Consider the following 17,640-nt stretch of genomic DNA (forward strand, 5'->3'; position numbering starts at 1 on the left):
GTCCGTCATCACTCACTTAGAGAACAATTATTTTTTTTGTGGCATGTATAAACGCCGCAAATCTGCGTTGGCCCCTGACGCCTCCGACAAATTTCGATTCGCATCAAGAACTAGCATTTCAGCATCATGGTATTTACCTTCTCGCACCATAGCCTCCGATCGCACCAAGACACTCTGAATTTCTTCATAAAGTCCAAGACGCTCAAGACCGCCTCTGACGGCCTCCAACTCCTCATAGCAAATTGGATAGCCGACTGTCAACAAGTGCTCACTCTGTCCGCGAGAGAAAGCCACTATGGATCCTTGCAAGCCATCCAACGTTCCGCACAATTGTTTCGCTGGTTTAGATTTTTTTTTCATACTATTTTTTCAAATTCAACATTCTCTCAGGCATCACCATCTTCCCTGGCGCACCAATATAACTGGAAAAAGTCTTCGTTTGCTCAATACTTTGCTTCACAGCCCCCATAGATAATTTTCCATCGAGCCAGTCTCGATGACCAGGCCCCAAATCAAAATATACATCGGGGCGAACATAAAATCCGCTTCCGTTTCTGTCATAAACCCAACGATTTAGACCGATAAGCTGTCCGGCCCTGACGAGTCTGATTTGATCGGCGTTGAGGGTGATTATCAGCGGCAACCAGTCACAAAACAAGATGTCGGTCGCGTGGTCGCAGCTCCCGTCCATCAAACGAAAAAAAGCCCCTCCATGCCAATGACATGAGGAGCCCGATACCGCCAGCGTACAGATAATGCTAATGATGATTGGCGCTTAACCCAGCCGCCAGTTACTGCGATGCCGCGCACGCGACTTGATGATGTGCAGATCTTCTTCAGCGCGGGGGTCTTTCGCGGCGCGGCGGAATACGGCGCGGCCGGCTTTGGTCAGGTTGAAGGCGCCGCCCAGATTCGGTACGCCCAGTCCCTTTTCGATGACGCTGGTGACTACCCGGCGTGGAATAAAACGGAAGTCGCCTTTGAAAACGCTGTACATCCAGCGCAATTCTTCACCCGTGAGTTCAATATCCATTGCAGTTTCCGTGCGGAAATAAAACGGATGTTAGCACAAAAAATAAACCCTGATGCAAGCCGCAAATGCCCGCAACGCAAGGCTTGCAGGCTTGTCAACAAAAGCCCGGCGACAGCGCTCGCGGCGCCGGGCAAACGCGGCTGACGACGACCATTTTCGCCGTCACCGGAACACGCATTCAGCGCCTGCAGGCGCTGCTGCGAATATCCTGGCACAGGTACTGGAGTTCGCGATACACCATCGACACAATCAAATCTGCGGCAATATCGGGATGCTGCAGTTGCCGCTCGTCGACCAGCCGCCGGGCCTGACGCTCGTTGCCGTCACAAAAATCCACGATGAATTGATAACGCTGCTCCTGCACCGTGGGCAACGACGCGCGCTTGCCGGTATAGGGGCGCCTGAAAAAGAAAGCCAGTGCCACGCAGGCAGCCAACACGATAAAAATAGCCATGACCACAATCCGTCAATTAACGATGAGAGGTTAATGATTTTCCGGTTTGCGGCCAGCGCGCGATATGGGATTAGTCTCAAAAGGAGGGAGCAGAGCAACGCCCTGCCCCGGCGGCGTCACTTGAAGAATTCGTCCATCAGAAAGGCACGCAGGCCAGCTGTATCTTCCGGCCTGGCCGATAGCGGCACCACCCGGCCCAGCCGCTGCGAATCCCAGTTGAAATCGCCCGTGTAGTACTTGCGGATGACGCTGATGATGCTGTCGACGATGGCGCGTTCCACATTGCCGTTGGGGCCGGCATCGACCGTAATGGTTTGCCGGGTATTGTTGCGGGCGTCGGTGGTCCAGCCGCGGAAAATGTATTGCGCGATGCGCGGACCCTTGCTGACGATTTCAAACACGCCATTGGTGCCGCCACGCTTGCGCGACTGCCAGGCAATATTGGCGCGGGCGATGTCGTCACCCGATGGTCCCTGCTCGGCGGCGCGCGCGGCGGCGTTTTCCTGGGCCGCGGAAGCTTCTGCGGCCTGGCGGCGCTCACGGTTGGCGTTGATCATGGTCGACATATCCATTTCCGGCGGCGCCCGCGTGATGGCCGTCGGTGACGGTGCGACCGGTACCGCAGACGGCGCCGGCGATGCGCGCTGCGGCTTGGCGCGCGCTATCTGGCGCGGCTTGGGGGTCGGTGCTTTCTTGGCGACCGGCTTGGCTGGTGCCGGTTTTTCCGGCGTTGGCTTGGCGATCGTCGTGGGCTTGACGAAGGTCACTTCCAGCGGCGCACGATCACCGACGGGCGTCATGTCGATTTTCTTCAGATTCGGCTGCAGGACGACAAACAGCAGCACGTGAATCACAACCGACAAGAACAGACCGATGACGATACGATTGCGGGCGCGTGCTTTTGGCGTAGCGGGAGAAAATAGTTTGAAAATCGTCATACCTTGCAGCAGCAGCGTATCACCTTGAGGTTGGGGCAAATCATACTTTGATGTGCGGGAGCAGCGGGCGTTGCCGCCGGCTGTCGTGAGCGCTGTCAATCCAGATCGGCAAAAGAGGAATTATGCCACCGACTACCACCCGACGTCGTTTTCCCCCGATGAAATAGATGCCGCCATTAAAAATGCGTCCGGCGGACGCATTATTAACCGGGCAAACCATCGCCTGCGCGATCAGTGGCGCCAGCCCCGGCCACCCCAGCCGCGACCGTAACCATAGCCGCCGCCGAAACCGAAATAGACGCTCGGGGCAACATAGGGAGCAACATACACCGGCGCCGGCGCGGCATAGACCGCACCGGGATAGCCAACTGCTCCGCCATACGGGTCATACGGTACTGCCACACAACCACCCAGCATCAATGCGGGTATCAGTAATAAGAGACGTTTCATCGCAACCTCCGTGCATGTTGACTGCGATTTGATAGTGCGCGCATGGCGTCGCCCCCGCCAGCGACATTACCAACTGTTACGCCGCGGTGAAGACTGATACATGACGACACGCAGGGTCCGGCCGGCGCCACTATCCTGACGTTATATAATCCCCCGCAACGTGCCCGCCAGACACGTCAACCACAACATATCCGAGACCCGGCAGCCTCACCGGCAACGATTGATTGCCCGAGAGCACGCCTTTCCTGACAAATATTGACTCATGACAACAGCACGCCCGCCCCGCATTGTGATCGCCCCTGATTCATTCAAAGGTTCTCTGTCAGCACAAGAAGTTGCCAGCGCCATCGGCGCCGGCATTCGCGCCGCCATTCCCGAGGCCGAGGTGTTGCTGTGTCCGATTGCCGATGGCGGTGAAGGTACGCTCGATGCGCTGTTGCAAGCCGGCGGCGAATGGCGGCTATTGCGCGTGCGCGGCGCCGCCGGCGCCTTGCTCGATGCCAAGGCCGGCGTGCTCAGCGATGGCAGCGCGGTGATCGAATCGGCGGAAATCGTCGGCTTGACCGATGCCGCCGGCACTGCGCTGGCGGTCGACCAACGCAACACCCGTGGCATCGGCGAAGCCTTGCTGGCGCTGCTCGACGCCGGCGCCAAACGGTTCCTGATCGCATTGGGTGGCAGCAGCACCAATGACGGCGGCATCGGCATGCTGGTGGCGCTCGGTCTCAAACTCTATGACGCCGACAACCGCGAATTGCCACCGACACCGCAATTGCTGGGCCAACTGGCGCGGGTGGATGTCAGCGGTCTCGATCCGCGCTTGCAGCAGATCACCATCATCGCCATGTCCGATGTCGATAATCCTTTGTGCGGCGAGCACGGCGCAACGGCCATTTTCGGTCCGCAAAAAGGCGTGACGCCGGATCAGGTCCAACCGCTGGACGCCCTGCTGGGTCACTTTGCGACGCTGTTCGAACAAGCCAGCGGGCGTCAGGCTGCCCACTTGCCCGGTGCCGGAGCCGCCGGCGGACTCGGCTACGCATTGTTGATGCTGGGTGCGCAATTCCAGTCGGGTGCCGAAACCGTGGCCGATTACATCGGACTGGATACGGCGCTGGCCGGTGCCGACTGGCTGATCACCGGCGAAGGTCGCAGCGATGCCCAAACCTTGCATGGCAAAGCGCCCTTCATCGCCGCCCAGCGCGCGCGCAAAGCCGGTGTGTCGGCCAGCCTGTTGTCGGGCGGGATTGATCGCGGTTCACTGGCCGCGCTGCAAACCGGATTCGATGGTTGCTTCTCCATCGTGTTCGGGCCGGCCAGTCTGCAAGATGCCATCAGCAATGCCGCGCCATTGTTGAGCGCGAGTGCCGAACAAATGGCGCGCCTGTGGTCAAGCGCGCGCCACCAGCAATAAACTTATCCACAAAAACCGTGGGCAAGTCTGTGGATAAGCATCACGATTTCTCGCTATCTCATTGATAACACACGGTTTTATCAAACTGATCAAAGTGGAGTACCTGAGCAGACTTATCCCGGCTCAGCTCAGCCCGAACGCCTGGGCAATCAATGCATAAGAACGCTTGCGCGCCTGATGATCGTGAATGATGCTCACGATCATCACTTCTTGCGCGCCATAGGCCTGCGCCAGTGCTTCGATTTCGGTGCGCACTTTGTCGGGAGAGCCGATGACCGCGCGCCTGCCGGGCGGCAAGGTATCCAGCGGCAAATCGTTTTGTTCGAAGAAACGGATGGCAGTCTCCACGGCCGGGATTTTGTCGAGCCGGCGACCATTGTGCATATGAATCAGGCGCATGCCGTAGCTGGTCGCCAGCAGTTGTGCTTCTTCATCGGTCGGCGCGCAGATCACCTGTAACGCTACGCCTTGACGCGGCAGGTCCAGATGCCCGGAAGGCACGAAATCCTGCCGGTAACGTGTCGCAATCGGTTCGCCGGCGGCGTGAATGAAATCGGCAAACATGTAAGGCAAACCCAGTTCCGCAGCCCAGATACCGCTCTGCGCCGACGATCCCAACATCCACGGTTGCGGTGTTTCCGGCATGCCGGGCAGCGCCGACAAGCGCGCAAACGGATGATCGGCCGGCATTTCATCCCACAAGTACGCCAGCAATTCCGTCAATTGTTCAGGAAAATCATCTGCCGGCCGGTGGCGCCGGTCGCGCTGCAGGGCCGATGCCGTCAAGCCATCGCTGCCGGGCGCACGGCCCAGCCCGAGATCAATGCGCCCCGGATACAAACCGCTCAGCATGCTGAATGATTCGGCTACTTTCAACGGGCTGTAATGCGGCAGCATCACGCCGCCGCTGCCGACCCGCAAGCGCGAAGTGGCGGCCGCAATCGGCCCGATCAACACTTCCGGACTGGCGCAGGCCAGCGACATGGTGCCGTGATGTTCGGCCACCCAATAGCGGTAATAACCAAGCGCATCGGCGTCGCTGGCGAGATCGAGTACATTGCGCAATGCCTGGGCGCCGCTGGTACCTTCTGACACCGGCGCCTGATCCAGCACACTGAGCAACAAGGTATCTGCGTGGGCCTGGCTGCCGGATTGGGGGTTGAGCGCGGTCATGAAAATGGTGAGGAGAGTAAATGTGCAAGGATAGACGAAATTACGACACACTGTTTTCTGCTGCCATTCAGATAAAAATTGATCTCATGCAAGTAGTGTGATTAACTCGACACAATCGCCGACACAATTGTCGGCACACGCGATAGCAGGCAGACCGCAGCCGGGGGGCATGGGAAAAATGGATGCATCAGGGAAACTTCATGCATTGCGATTCCATCTTCGTCGATCGTGCATTCATATTCAGCCTGCAATTCGAATCCGGGCGGTATTTGTCACAACACAATAATAAAAACGGCATTCCCATCCATTGGTAACGAGGGATGTGTCATGTAAAGACAGGTCAAGATTTCCGTATTTATGTAGAATTTTTTCTATATACAAGCATTTTTCGATTAAGATGCTGCCCAGAAGTTGTCATACTTACAAAATTTATACTCTGGCATTTTCCTGCTGTGGCCAAGCGCTGCGTCTCATGGCAAACAGGACCCGCCAGATGTATTTGTGAACAATTCCAGGAGCCAAGCTTGCGCCGATTCATTTTGTTTATCATTGCCGCGATTGTCATGCTGACCGGACTGGTGTCGCCGACCTTCGCGCAAGTCCCCACTGCCGGCACAGAATTGATGTCGGCCCCGCCCGGCACCCTGTCCACACTCTCCCTGCCATCATCTGCCGTCACCAATACCCGGGTCGGTTCCGGCGACGTCATGCGCGTGACCGTGTTCGGCCAGCCTGACCTGTCAGCGGAAATCGGCGTCAACGACAAGGGCTTCATCACCTTGCCGCTGATCGGCGGCGTCGAAGTATCCGGTCTCACCACCAGCGAAATCGCCGTCAAGGTTGCCAATGCCCTGCGTCAGGGACAATATCTGCGCAATCCTGAAGTGTCGGTAGAAGTGGTCCAGTTGCGCAGCCAGATGGTATCGGTACTGGGCGAAGTCACCCGGCCCGGCCGTTATCCGATTCCCGGCCACATGACGGTGCTGGAACTGCTGGCCAGCGCCGGCGGCCTGACGGCACAAGCCGACACGACCGTCACGCTGTTGCGCCGCAAGACCGATACCAACAGCGACGGCACCGATGGCAGCGATATCCGCATCCCGATCCTGCTCGGCGAAACGCACGCTACCGAACGGGCCTCGCTGGATGTCGATCTGAGCAATGGCGACGTGGTGTATGTCGGCAAGAAAAAACTGTTTTACATCCACGGCGAAGTCAATCGCCCCGGTGCCTATCCGATGGAACCCGACATGAACGTGATGCGCGCCATTTCACTGGGCGGCGGCATGACCCAGCGCGCCTCGCAGCGTCGCATCGTGATCAACCGCAATTCGGCTGACAACGGCATGCAGGTCATCAAGGCCAAACTGGCCGATCCGATACTTCCCGGTGACGTGCTCTACGTCAACGAAAGTCTGTTCTGATGAATGACAACGAGGTTACATCTTGAACTTCCAGACTCCTGAATCCGGCCTGTCGTCGACCCAACTGGCGGCGATGATTTCGGCCCGGCGCGGCCTGATCTACAAAACCCTGCTGGCCACCGTGGCGCTGACGGTGGCGGTAACGCTGATCTTGCCGAAAACGTATACGGCCTCCTCCGACGTCTACCTTGATTACAAGGGCAACGATCCGATCAACGGCCGCATGTTCTCGCCGATGATGGATGAAAGCTATATCCAGACGCAGCTCGACATGGTCAAGAGCCAGGCCGTGGCCGAGCGGGTCATCGAAGCCATGGACCTGACCCGTACCGCCGATTACCGTGAAACCGTGGAACGGCGCGGCGAGGCACGCGCCCACTCGCAACTGGTCAAGCGCATCAACGACCAGACCATGGTGGTGACGCGCCGCTCCAGCCGCGTGGTGGAAGTCGAATATGCCGCCGGCAATCCGGATGAAGCACGCGACTTTACCAATGCCGTGGTGCGCGCCTACATTGAACTGAACCAGCAGATCGCCTCGTCGTCGGCCCGTTCGCGCCGCGAGCAATACAATGCGCAGCTCGAACATCTGCGCAAGGAAGCCGACTCGCTGCAAGAAAAACTGACCCGCTACCAGCAGGAAGTCGGCATTCTCGATCCGAACGAGCGCAATGACTTCCAGTCGCGCCAATTGGGTGATCTGATGACCTCGCTGATGGCCGTCAAGAATCAGCAGCAGGAAGCCCAGGCCCGCAAGGCCGCCACCGAGAATCTGCTGCGCAGCGGCATCGCGCCCGACGAATTGCCGGAAGTGGCACAGCGGCCCAACATCAATGATCTGAAGTCCAAGCTCAACGATGCCAATAACCGGTTGGCAGAAGTGCAGCAAGTGCTCGGCCCCAAACACCCGAAGACGCTGTCGCTGATTGCCGAACGCAATGAATTGCAGGCCCGCGTCGTGCGCGAGTCGCGCAGCTCGCTGGATGCGCTGCAAACCGATGCCAAGCGGCTGGCGATGCAAGAACAGGCGCTGCAACGCGAAGTCGACGCCCAGCGCGACAAACTGCTGGAGCAGAAACAACACCGCGACACCATCACCTCCTATCAGCGTCAGCTCGACAGCGTGGAACGGGTCTATAACACCGCGCTGCAAAAGTACGATGAAATCCTCATGGCCAGCAATATCAGCACGCTGGATCTGACCGTGCTGCGCGTAGCCGAAGCGCCGACCTCGCACTCCAAGCCGCTGATGATGCAGAACATCGCCGCCAGCATCCTGGTCGGTCTGGCGCTCGGCCTCTGCCTGGCCTTGCTGTATGAACTCAGTCAACGGCGTGTACGCTGCCAGGATGATCTGGTCCGCGGCATACATCTTCCGCTCATCGGCCACATCGGCATTCGCTAATACTCGAACCTATGACCAAGGAAACCGGACCTCAGACCGCAGCCAGCAGCGCTGCAGCAGACAAAATGGGCGCCCGCTTCGTCGAAGCGGGATTGTTGACGCAAGACCAGGTAGCGCATGTGGTGGAGTTGCAGAACTCGGCCAACATCCGCTTCGGCGAAGCGGCCGTGCGACTGGGCTTGCTGACCGAGCAAAACGTGCAGGCGGTGTTGTCGGAGCAATTCAATTACGCCACTGCCCTGTTCCCCAGCAAGAATCTGGACCCGACGCTGGCGATTGCCCATGCGCCGTTCGGACTGGAGTCAGAAGCCATCCGTCAGATCCGCGCCGAATTGTCGATTCGCCTGAGCGATCTGGAAAGAATCTCGGTCGCGCTGGTCAGCGCCAACGAACGCGAAGGCAAAAGCTATCTGGCCGCCAGCCTGGCGCTGGCGTTTTCGCAAATGGGCAAGCGCACCTTGCTGATCGATGCCGACATGCGCTCGGCCCGCCAGCACGGCTTGTTCGGACTCGATAACAAGACCGGCCTGTCGACCATGCTGGCCGGTCGCACGCCGATTGCCGCCGGTGTCGGCGCCGAAGGCTTTCCGCATTTGCGCGTCCTGTGCGCCGGACCGAAGCCGCCGAATCCGCTGGAAATCCTGCTGCAACCGGCACTGAGCAACCTGATGAAGCAACTGGCTGACGACTTCGATGTGTTCATCGTCGATACGCCGGCAGCCAAGACCTCGTCGGATGCACAAACGATTGCCCAGCAAGTCGGCATGTGCCTGCTGGTCGGGCGTCAGCATTACACCACGCTCGATGATTTGCGCCAGACACAGACGCAAATGCAAACTGCCGGCGCGCAAATTCTCGGCACCGTGTACAACGAATTCTCCGAGGACACCACCCCGGTCGGCGGCAACAAATTCTGGAATCGTCTACGCAAATGGCTGAACGGTCCACGACAGAACTGAGCAGCCGCCGGCTGCTCATTCACTCGCTGGCTTCGCTGATTGACCAGGCCCTGCTGAGCGGTCTGAATTTTGCGCTGGGCCTGATTCTGGTACGGCTGGCCACCAAGGAAGCGTACGGCGTCTACGCACAACTCTACGTGGCGGGCATCTTCGCCTCGACCTTCATTGAAGCGCTGATCACCGGCCCGCTGACCACCATTGCGCCGGGCAAGACCGAGCAGGAACGCGCGCGTCTGATCGGCTTGCTGCTGCGTTTTCAATGGATGCTCAGTCTGGCGCTGGCGCTGCTGTTCGGCCTCGGCACCGGCGTCGTCGCCAGCCTCACCGGCATCGACACGCATCCGGTATTGCTGGCGCTGTCGTTCGCCATTTACGTATTTACCAATGCCCAGCGCGAATACCATCGCAGCGTCAGCTTCATCGAAGCCAAGCCGCGCGAAGTATTGCAAACCGATATCGCCTATGCGCTCGGCGTCGCCGCCGGCGTCGGCGTGCTGCTGCTACTGGGCTATCTGACCGTACCGGCCGTGTTGCTGGTGCTCGGCTTGGCCAATGTGGTTGGTATGTGGCGCAGCGCCGAATACCCGGCCGCCGGCAAGCAACCGCAAGACCGTATCGCCTTTCGTGAAGCCGTGACCGAAGTCTTGCGGCGCGGCCGCTGGGCACTGCCCGGCGCGATGGTGGCCTGGGCCACCAATTACAGCTACCTGTATCTGGCCGCCGCCGCACTGGGCGTGGCCGCGACCGCCGAACTGAACGCCTCGCGCTTGTTGCTGATGCCGATCTCGCTGACCGTGCTGGCATGGTCGCGGGTGGCGCGGCCGATGGTCAGCCGGCTGTTCATCGCGCGCGACTGGAAACATCTGGACCGGCTGGCCTGGGCTTCAGTGGCCGGCATCGAATTGCTGACCATTGGCTATGTCGCCGTGCTGTGGCTGGCGCTGCCGTGGTTGCAAGCCCATGTGCTGGGCGAAAAGTATCACGGACTGGAACCGCTGGTGCTGGCATGGGGCGGCTACTTCGCCATCAACGCCGCGCGCTGGATCGGCTCTTCCTGGCTGACCAGCAATGACCAGTACAAACTGTTGCTGTTGAGCGGCATTGCCAGCCTGATCATCATGCTGATCGCCACCTCGATCGCGCTGCCGCTGTATGGCGCCTGGGGCGCAGTGCTGGCACTGATCATCGTCGAAGTCTTCGACCTGGTGTTGATCTGGGCGGTGTTCCTGCCCTTGGTGAGACGGAGAAATGCATGAGCCACAATAACGATAACAACATCGATATCAGCATCTGCATTTGTACCTTCCGCCGGCCCGGGTTGCTGGATACCCTGCTGGCAGCGCTGACCGTGCAATCGCGCGCGGATCTGCGACTGGAAGTGGTGGTGGTCGACAATGATCCGGTCGCCTCGGCGACGCCGGTGTTGCAGGCCTGGCGCACGCAATTGCCGTTTCCGTTGCGCGCCCTCAATGAACGCACGCCCAATATCGCCCTCGCCCGCAATGCCGCAGTCCATGCGGCGGTCGGTGAATGGGTGTTGTTTATCGACGATGACGAAGCGCCCGATCCCGAATGGATATTGCGCATGCTGGCCGCCCAGCGTCGTTATAACGCCGATGCCGTCTTCGGTCCGGTCACCCCGCGCTATCGCGACGACACGCCGGACTGGATTCGCCAAGGCGATTTTTTCAACCGGCCGCGCTTCGCCACCGGCACCGTGATCACCACCAAGGACAGCCGCACCGGCAACGTCCTGATCCGGCGCAACGCCCTGATGGAAATTCCGGGGCCGTTCGATCTGGCCTTTGGTCGTACCGGCGCTGAAGATACCATGCTGTTTCGCGACATGCTGGCGCGCGGCGCGGTATTCATCTGGTGCGACGAAGCCACTGTCAGCGAAGAGGTGCCGCCGCAACGCGCCAATCTCAACTGGCTGTTGCGCCGTTCCTACCGGCTCGGTCAAACCTACGTGCTGTCGGAGATTGCGCGCCTGAGTCGCGCCCAAAGTCTGATGCGCGGTGCCCGGCTCGGCTTGCGGGCGTTGCTTCAACTGTTGATCGCCGCCGCCTTGAGTCTGGTTTATTTTCCTTTTTCACGCATCAAGGCTATCCGCTGGTTGCGCACTTCGGTGGCGCAATGTGGCAAACTGAGTGCCTTGCTGGGACATCGCTATCATGAATACGGCCACTGAACAGTATCAGCCACCACCGCGGGCCTCCACGTTCGGCGATATCAATCCCTACGTGGTGCGCCTGCTGATCGTGCTCAGCATGACATTTTCGCTGCTGCCGCCGGGCTTCGACTGGAGCAATGTGGAAGCGCACGGCAGCTACATCGAAGGCTCGTTCATTTTCCAGTTGCAGTTCGGCTCGGTCTTTCTGCTCGGCGCCTGGCAAGCCTGGCGCACGCGTTACTGGACCTTCCTGCATATCCGCCATCTCAATCCGCTGCTGATCTTGCTGATTCTGTACTGCGCCGCCAGCATGCTGTGGTCGCCCTATCCGCTGGTGACCCTGAAACGGGTGGTGCAACTGGGCGGCCTGGTGCTGGTCGGCATTGCCATTTCACCGCCCATTGGCGGCAAGCATCAATTGATCCGCACCATGCTCGGCACGCTGATGACGCTAATGGCCATTTCGTTTGTAGTGTCGCTGGTGATGCCGCGCATCGGCGTTGATTACGAACTCGGCGGCGCCTGGCGCGGCATCCTGACGCAAAAAAATACGCTGGGTGCGATTTCCGGCCTGTGCGTGGTGATGTGGATCAAGGAATGTTTCGGCAAAACCTTCCCGCGCTCCTTGTGTTTTTCCGGCATCCTGTTCAGCCTGTTCATGCTGGTCATGGCCAAGAGCAGTACCGCGATTCTGGTCGCCACGCTCGGCACCGCGATTTATCTGCTGGTGCGGCGGCGCTATCTCAGCGGTCCGTTCGACGGCCGCCGGCTGACGCTGGCGCTGGTGGTCATCGCGCTGCTCGGGCTGCACATGTTTTATGTCAGCGAAGGCCGTCTGCCGCAATGGAGCGAGCTGTTCGCACCGTTCGGCAAGGTATTCAACAAGTCGACCGATCTGACCGGCCGTACCGATATCTGGCGTCTGGTGTTACTGGAAGTGCAGCGGCATCCGGTGTTCGGCATCGGTTACGGCGCCTTCTGGCTCGGTGAAGGCAGCCCGTCGCAAATGATCATTGACGCGTTGCACTGGATTCCGCTGCAAGCGCATAACGGCTACCTCGACATCCTCAACGAGCTTGGCATTGTCGGCGTCACGCTGATGGCTGGCGTGTTCCTGTTTCACATTCGCAATCTGGTGCGGCTGACGCGGATTGACCGCGAAGAAGCGGCGATTCACTGGGCCATGCTGATCCTGATCCTGATCAGCAATCTGTCGGAGAGTGAAGTGTTTCGCGGGGTGTTGTTCCAGAATATTTTCTTTATCTATTCCTCCACGGCGATCTCGGCCCGGCTCACCGTCGACCGCATGGAAAAAGCGGCGGCTGCGGCTGCGCTCAAAGGGACGGCGGCATGATGCGTCGACACTCCTTCCTGCGCCATGCCACCGGCATGCTGGCGCTGCTGCTGGCCAGCGGCAGCCTGCCGGCAGCCACCAGCGTCATCCAGAGCAGCGCCGCCAATACCGCCTTCACCAGCGGTGACAACGGCACCCAATATTTCAATGTGGCGATTGATGAAGACAAGCTGGCCGGCGCGCCCGACCGCTCAGCGCTCAATCAACCGCTGGATGCCAGCGCCCGCATCTTTATCCGCGACGGCCATTTTTACCGGATCGGTACCGATGGCAAACCGAATACCGCGGATGACAAACGGGTGCGCCTGTACGGCATCAATCTGAGTTTCGCCACCAATTTTCCGTCCGAAGCCGATGCCGTGCGCATCGCCCGTCGCCTGCGCAAGCTCGGCATCAATGCGGTGCGCCTGCATCACATGGATACCAGCCCCGGCACCGCAGACAATCCGCCGCGCAGTTTGCTGACGCCCGGTCCTTATCCGAGTTTCAATCAAGTGGCGCTGAGCCGCTTGCGCAATTTCATCGGCGTGCTCAAACAGGAAGGCATCTACGTCAATCTGAACCTGCACGTCGGTTATCGCTTCCGGCCGGCGATTGACCAATTGCCGCCGCTCGATGGCAAGGCCGACGCCACTGCCCTCGGCGCACCGGTGCACGTGTACTACCCGCGCATGGTGGCGTTGCAGGAAGACTATGCGCGGCAACTGATCCGCGCTCTCGGACTGCGCAACAACCCGGCGCTGGCGATGGTCGAGATCAATAACGAATCATCCCTGATGGCGGCCTGGCAACGGCGCGAATGGCACGACGCCGTGCCGAAAGCCTATGAAGCGAGTTTGCGCCAGCAATGGCAAGCCTGGGTCATCAAGCGTTATGGCTCCGGCGCCAATGCCTGCGCCACCTGGAAAACCTGCGCCGACAACAATGCCACGATCCAGTTGCTGACGCCGACGGATGCCACCTATGCCCAAAGCGGCAAGATCGGACAATGGCGTGATCGTCTCGACGGCAAGCTGCGCTCCCTCAGCACCAAGGTATTCGGCGCCACCGATCCCGGCACCCCGGACGAGGCCGGCGCGGCGCTGCGGATCCGCGATTTCCTGAGCTTTTTGAGCGATACCGACCGCGCCTATTTCAATCGTCTGCGGCGCGTGGTGCAAGAAGAAACCGATAGCATGGTGCCGGTCACCGGCACCCAGATGAGTTACGGCGGCGTCCTGAATTACGATTCGCAGGCGCAGATGGATTACATCGATGAACACTTTTACATCGACCATCCCGACTTCCCCGGCCCGGCCTGGGACCGCAACGACTGGCGCATCCACGATACCTCGGCCGCCGGCGGTGAACTGCGGCAATTGCTGAACCTGGGATTGCGGCGCGATATGCGCAAGCCATTCGTGGTCAGCGAATTCAACCAGCCATTTCCGAACCGGCAAGGCACCGAAATCCAGCCCTTGATGGCGATCGTGGCGGCCATGCAAGACTGGGATGGATTGTTTTTCTTTGATTACATGGATGGCGATAACTGGGCCGACACGCCGTCGGCCTTCACGCTCAGCGGCGACTGGGGCAAATACGCGCTCACCGGGCAAAGCGCCCTGCTGTTTCGCAATGGCCTGATACCGGCATTGCCGACCCAGATCAACGTGCCGCTGGCAGCACCGGCACGGCTGGCGATTGCCGCTTCGCGCGACTACGGCGCGCTGGAAACGCATCTGGCCGTCCGTTACGGTATCAGTCCGGAACTGGCATTGCAGGCGCGGCTGGCACTGGATTTATCGGGCAACGGCAAACTCGGTACGCAAGCGGCAATCGCGCCGACCGCCACGATGCGGTCGCCGGACGGCAGCATCGAATTTCAGCCGCAGCAGCGCACGATCCTGTTGCGCACGTCACAAGCACGCGGCTTTTTCGGTTTCCTGATGACCAATCGCCGTCTCGGCGACAACCTCGCCAGTGTTGAATTGCTCGGCAAGGGACGCGGCTTCGCCACGATTTTGCTGACCGCGCTCGACAATCGCCCGCTGGCATCGTCGCGTCAGATTCTGATCTCGGCACCGAATGCGGTCACCGGCACCCAACCGGGATCGCTGCCGCAACGCCCCAAAGAACTGGTGCGCTACAAGAATGAAAGTCAATGGAAGACACTGGAAGCCGACGCTGCCGACGCCAACAAACCCTCAGGTCCACGCGACGTTCAGGGACCGGTCTGGATGGAGCGCACCGAAGCACGCGTGAGCTGGCAGACGGTGGCGCGACAGGTGACGGTGTATCCGCTTGATGGCAGCGGCCAGCGCATGCGCGCGCTCGGCACTGAACAAGTGACATTGAAAAATGGCATGGTGTCGGTCTACCTTCAGGCCGAAGCCGCACAGGCAAGTCCATGGTATGAAGTGATTACCAATGAATAAGCGACGCGACGACACTCTCTCCGCGACAAAGCGCATCTGCCGCCGGCTGCAGCGCTTATGCCTGCTTGGCCTGACGCTGGGTCTGGCGTCGGCTCTGCCGCTGACGGCCAATGCCACTGCCGAATATGCGCTGCAAGGCGGCACCAGCTGGTATCGCATCTTCAATCCATTTTTGTATTCCTCGAGCGACCCGAATCCGCTCAAGGCCTCCGACACGGCGTGGTCTACCGATATCCGGGCGGCGCTGTTTCTGCCGCTGCCGACCGAGCGCAGCCATCTGGAACTGACCGCCTCGGCGTCGCAGATGCATTACAACTTCTTCGACAACCTGAACTACACCAAGAAGCAATTCGAAGGCATGTATGTCTGGGAATACGACACCTGGATTCGCGGTCGCCTGCGCCATCGCATCGATGACCGGCTCTACAGTTATTTCGGCGGCAATTCACCGGCGCCGCAACTGGAAGTGCCGCACATCCGCGAAGATCAGGCCGAACTGGCCTTGCGCGTGTCGTCGCGCTTCGACCTGCCGGTCACGCTGACGCAACAGACGCTGCGCTATATGGTGCCGTCGAATGCCCAGCCCTTCAACATGGACAGCAATGCAGCACAAGTAGCCATCCGCTACGAGTCCGGCACCAAATCCACATTGTCGGCGGGGATCAAGCGCACCCGCGTCAATTTCCCGTTCCGCAGCGCCACCGATATCGTCGCCCTCGATTCCGGCTATACCGATCAGGAATTGTTTCTCGATACCGCCTGGCGCTACTCCGAAGATACCGTGGTGATCGGCCATCTCGGTACCGTCAGCCGCCGTTTTGCCACTTACGCCGATCGCAACAGCAATCTGATTTCGGCCGAAATCGGCGCCGACTGGCACTATTCGCCGAAGACCACCTTCATCGCCCGCATCTGGGATCAACCGCAAGCCAATATCGAAGCCAGCAACCGGCTGTATGTGGTATCGACCGGGATTCTCGGACGCATGATCTGGCAATCGACACCGAAGACCCGTTTTTCCCTGCTGGCGTCGCTGGAAAATCAGAAATACCAAAGTTTCATCAGTGGCACTACCGTCAACGACAGCAGCGGCAAAGACCGGATTTCACGTCTCGGCCTGCGTTTCGACTATGACATTACGCCGCGGCTGGCATTGCGGGTTGAAGGTACACGCGAAAAGACTTTGTCGACCGGCTCCGGCCTTGATTATCCGCAAAGCATGGTGCAGATCAGCATCAGCTATTCGTTCGAAAACGTGCCGGGCAAATTTACGTTTGAAAATCAACAAGGCTGGAACCGGGCCCGGCAACAAATCGAGAATCTGCGATGAAACCGTTTGCCAGCGCCGCACCGTCATTTGATTACATTCCCGGCCTGGACGGCTTGCGTGCCTGCGCCGTAATGATCGTGATCCTCGCGCACCTGGGCTTTCATGCGACGATTCCGGGCGGCTTCGGCGTCACCCTGTTCTTCTTCATCAGCGGCATGCTGATCACCCGTCTATTGCTGGCAGAGCATGCGCTGGCTGGTGGCATTGCCGTCATGCGTTTTTACGCGCGCCGCATGTTCCGGTTGTATCCGGCGTTGCTGGTGGCGGTGGCGCTGGCGGCACTGGTGTTCAGCGCCGACGGCGGCATCATGACCTGGGGCAAGGTGGCTTCGGCGCTGTTCTACTACGCCAATTACTACGGTATCTACGTCAATTTCGGTCAGGGCCGTGATGGCTTCGACCCCTTCAGCATCCTGTGGTCGCTGGCGGTCGAAGAACAGTATTACGTGATCTTTCCGTTCATCTGCCTGGCCCTGGCGGCCAAGCCAAAACGCTTTACCTGGGTGCTGGTGATCAGCGTCATCGTGGTGCTGGCATGGCGCATCATCCTGCATGTCAACGGCGCCACCACTGACCGCATCTACATGGGCACCGATACCCGCATCGATTCGATTCTGTATGGGGCGTGGCTGACCTTGATTCTGGCCACCGATGTGCGCCAGCGCTGGCTCAGCTTTGCCAGCCGTTACCGGGTGCAGGCTGCCAGTCTGCTGTTGTTGCTGTCGACCTTCCTGATCCGCGATCCCGGTTATCGCGATACCCTGCGTTACAGTCTGCAAGGCCTGGCGCTGATGCCGCTGGTGACCGCCATCTGTTTCACCGATGCCGTGACGCCATTGACGACCCTGCTTGAAAAGAAAGGCTTTCGTCGTATCGGCGCGTGGTCTTATTCGCTCTATCTGTACCATCCGATCGCCATCGTGATGGCGGAAACCTGGTGGGGACCGGGCAGCCTCGGGCCGCATGAAATCAGTGGCCGGGCCTGGGCCGGTTTCGCCGTGACGGCATTGCTGCTGACATTTATCCTGGCCCCTGCCTCGTATCGCTTCATCGAAAAACCGTTCATGCAATGGCGCCGTCGGTTTGGCGCACACATTGTCAGTACCTGACCGGAAGCCC

16 protein-coding genes are annotated in these 17,640 nt (G+C 59.5%); 10 read left to right on the plus strand and 6 right to left on the minus strand.

All coding sequences use genetic code 11. The annotated features are described in order from the left end of the window. Positions 1-27: 27 nt before the first annotated feature. The 5 genes from AKL27_RS22190 to AKL27_RS22215 all read right to left on the minus strand — a co-directional run bounded on the left by AKL27_RS22190 (position 28) and on the right by AKL27_RS22215 (position 2,875). Positions 28-360, minus strand: a complete 333-nt coding sequence (locus AKL27_RS22190) for a hypothetical protein (RefSeq protein WP_050465057.1) — start codon at positions 358-360, stop codon at positions 28-30. Positions 361-775: 415 nt separating this feature from the next. Beyond that, entirely contained in the window at positions 776-1,033 is a 258-nt protein-coding gene (locus AKL27_RS22200; RefSeq protein ID WP_050465059.1) for a hypothetical protein, read from the minus strand. Between the two features lie 178 nt (positions 1,034-1,211). Then, positions 1,212-1,487: a hypothetical protein gene (locus AKL27_RS22205; protein ID WP_157057052.1), complete on the minus strand. Its 276-nt coding sequence runs from the start codon at positions 1,485-1,487 to the stop codon at positions 1,212-1,214. A gap of 116 nt (positions 1,488-1,603) precedes the next feature. Then, positions 1,604-2,464 carry a hypothetical protein gene (locus AKL27_RS28685; RefSeq protein WP_269749267.1) on the minus strand — a complete coding sequence of 287 codons (861 nt, stop codon included), beginning with the start codon at positions 2,462-2,464 and terminating at the stop codon, positions 1,604-1,606. 192 nt (positions 2,465-2,656) lie between these two features. Next, on the minus strand, positions 2,657-2,875 hold the full coding sequence (locus AKL27_RS22215; protein WP_050465061.1) for a hypothetical protein: 219 nt from the start codon (positions 2,873-2,875) through the stop codon (positions 2,657-2,659). Positions 2,876-3,137: 262 nt separating this feature from the next. On the opposite strand from AKL27_RS22215, the gene AKL27_RS22220 reads away from it, so the two are divergent. Beyond that, complete coding sequence (locus AKL27_RS22220; protein WP_050465062.1) at positions 3,138-4,289, plus strand: glycerate kinase; 1,152 nt, start codon at positions 3,138-3,140, stop codon at positions 4,287-4,289. A gap of 123 nt (positions 4,290-4,412) precedes the next feature. Here the strand turns inward: AKL27_RS22220 and AKL27_RS22225 are convergent, their stop codons facing one another. After that, positions 4,413-5,462 carry an LLM class flavin-dependent oxidoreductase gene (locus tag AKL27_RS22225; RefSeq protein ID WP_050465063.1) on the minus strand — a complete coding sequence of 350 codons (1,050 nt, stop codon included), beginning with the start codon at positions 5,460-5,462 and terminating at the stop codon, positions 4,413-4,415. Positions 5,463-5,986: 524 nt separating this feature from the next. On the opposite strand from AKL27_RS22225, the gene AKL27_RS22230 reads away from it, so the two are divergent. From AKL27_RS22230 to AKL27_RS22270, 9 genes are all read left to right on the plus strand, one after another. Then, positions 5,987-6,886: an SLBB domain-containing protein gene (locus AKL27_RS22230; protein WP_050465064.1), complete on the plus strand. Its 900-nt coding sequence runs from the start codon at positions 5,987-5,989 to the stop codon at positions 6,884-6,886. Positions 6,887-6,908: 22 nt separating this feature from the next. After that, positions 6,909-8,291: a Wzz/FepE/Etk N-terminal domain-containing protein gene (locus AKL27_RS22235; RefSeq protein WP_050465065.1), complete on the plus strand. Its 1,383-nt coding sequence runs from the start codon at positions 6,909-6,911 to the stop codon at positions 8,289-8,291. Between the two features lie 65 nt (positions 8,292-8,356). Then, on the plus strand, positions 8,357-9,250 hold the full coding sequence (locus AKL27_RS22240) for a polysaccharide biosynthesis tyrosine autokinase (protein ID WP_232311067.1): 894 nt from the start codon (positions 8,357-8,359) through the stop codon (positions 9,248-9,250). Beyond that, positions 9,223-10,506, plus strand: coding sequence for a lipopolysaccharide biosynthesis protein (locus AKL27_RS22245; protein ID WP_050465066.1), 1,284 nt, complete (start codon positions 9,223-9,225; stop codon positions 10,504-10,506). The genes AKL27_RS22240 and AKL27_RS22245 overlap by 28 nt, the downstream gene beginning before the upstream one ends. Then, the gene (locus AKL27_RS22250; RefSeq protein WP_050465067.1) at positions 10,503-11,441 is read left to right on the plus strand and encodes a glycosyltransferase family 2 protein; all 939 of its coding nucleotides are present in this window, start codon (positions 10,503-10,505) and stop codon (positions 11,439-11,441) included. The genes AKL27_RS22245 and AKL27_RS22250 overlap by 4 nt, the downstream gene beginning before the upstream one ends. Further along, positions 11,425-12,777 carry an O-antigen ligase family protein gene (locus AKL27_RS22255; protein WP_050465068.1) on the plus strand — a complete coding sequence of 451 codons (1,353 nt, stop codon included), beginning with the start codon at positions 11,425-11,427 and terminating at the stop codon, positions 12,775-12,777. Before AKL27_RS22250 ends, AKL27_RS22255 begins: the two co-directional genes overlap by 17 nt. Further along, positions 12,774-15,191 carry a glycoside hydrolase family 5 protein gene (locus AKL27_RS22260; protein ID WP_157057053.1) on the plus strand — a complete coding sequence of 806 codons (2,418 nt, stop codon included), beginning with the start codon at positions 12,774-12,776 and terminating at the stop codon, positions 15,189-15,191. The genes AKL27_RS22255 and AKL27_RS22260 overlap by 4 nt, the downstream gene beginning before the upstream one ends. Continuing rightward, entirely contained in the window at positions 15,184-16,521 is a 1,338-nt protein-coding gene (locus AKL27_RS22265; RefSeq protein ID WP_232311068.1) for a hypothetical protein, read from the plus strand. Before AKL27_RS22260 ends, AKL27_RS22265 begins: the two co-directional genes overlap by 8 nt. Next, positions 16,518-17,630 (plus strand): acyltransferase family protein, encoded by a 1,113-nt coding sequence (locus AKL27_RS22270; RefSeq protein WP_050465070.1) that lies wholly within the window; start codon positions 16,518-16,520, stop codon positions 17,628-17,630. The genes AKL27_RS22265 and AKL27_RS22270 overlap by 4 nt, the downstream gene beginning before the upstream one ends. Positions 17,631-17,640 lie beyond the last annotated feature (10 nt).

Source organism: Herbaspirillum autotrophicum, from assembly GCF_001189915.1.
Classification (GTDB): domain Bacteria; phylum Pseudomonadota; class Gammaproteobacteria; order Burkholderiales; family Burkholderiaceae_D; genus Herbaspirillum; species Herbaspirillum autotrophicum.

Bases quoted from the DNA above. Each gene is read 5' to 3' on its own strand.
- AKL27_RS22190 (WP_050465057.1), bottom strand. From the start codon at position 360: ATGAAAAAAAAATCTAAACCAGCGAAACAATTGTGCGGAACGTTGGAT.
- AKL27_RS22200 (WP_050465059.1), bottom strand. From the start codon at position 1,033: ATGGATATTGAACTCACGGGTGAAGAATTGCGCTGGATGTACAGCGTT.
- AKL27_RS22205 (WP_157057052.1), bottom strand. From the start codon at position 1,487: ATGGCTATTTTTATCGTGTTGGCTGCCTGCGTGGCACTGGCTTTCTTT.
- AKL27_RS22215 (WP_050465061.1), bottom strand. From the start codon at position 2,875: ATGAAACGTCTCTTATTACTGATACCCGCATTGATGCTGGGTGGTTGT.
- AKL27_RS22220 (WP_050465062.1), top strand. From the start codon at position 3,138: ATGACAACAGCACGCCCGCCCCGCATTGTGATCGCCCCTGATTCATTC.
- AKL27_RS22225 (WP_050465063.1), bottom strand. From the start codon at position 5,462: ATGACCGCGCTCAACCCCCAATCCGGCAGCCAGGCCCACGCAGATACC.
- AKL27_RS22240 (WP_232311067.1), top strand. From the start codon at position 8,357: ATGGGCGCCCGCTTCGTCGAAGCGGGATTGTTGACGCAAGACCAGGTA.
- AKL27_RS22245 (WP_050465066.1), top strand. From the start codon at position 9,223: ATGGCTGAACGGTCCACGACAGAACTGAGCAGCCGCCGGCTGCTCATT.
- AKL27_RS22250 (WP_050465067.1), top strand. From the start codon at position 10,503: ATGAGCCACAATAACGATAACAACATCGATATCAGCATCTGCATTTGT.
- AKL27_RS22255 (WP_050465068.1), top strand. From the start codon at position 11,425: ATGAATACGGCCACTGAACAGTATCAGCCACCACCGCGGGCCTCCACG.
- AKL27_RS22260 (WP_157057053.1), top strand. From the start codon at position 12,774: ATGATGCGTCGACACTCCTTCCTGCGCCATGCCACCGGCATGCTGGCG.
- AKL27_RS22265 (WP_232311068.1), top strand. From the start codon at position 15,184: ATGAATAAGCGACGCGACGACACTCTCTCCGCGACAAAGCGCATCTGC.
- AKL27_RS22270 (WP_050465070.1), top strand. From the start codon at position 16,518: ATGAAACCGTTTGCCAGCGCCGCACCGTCATTTGATTACATTCCCGGC.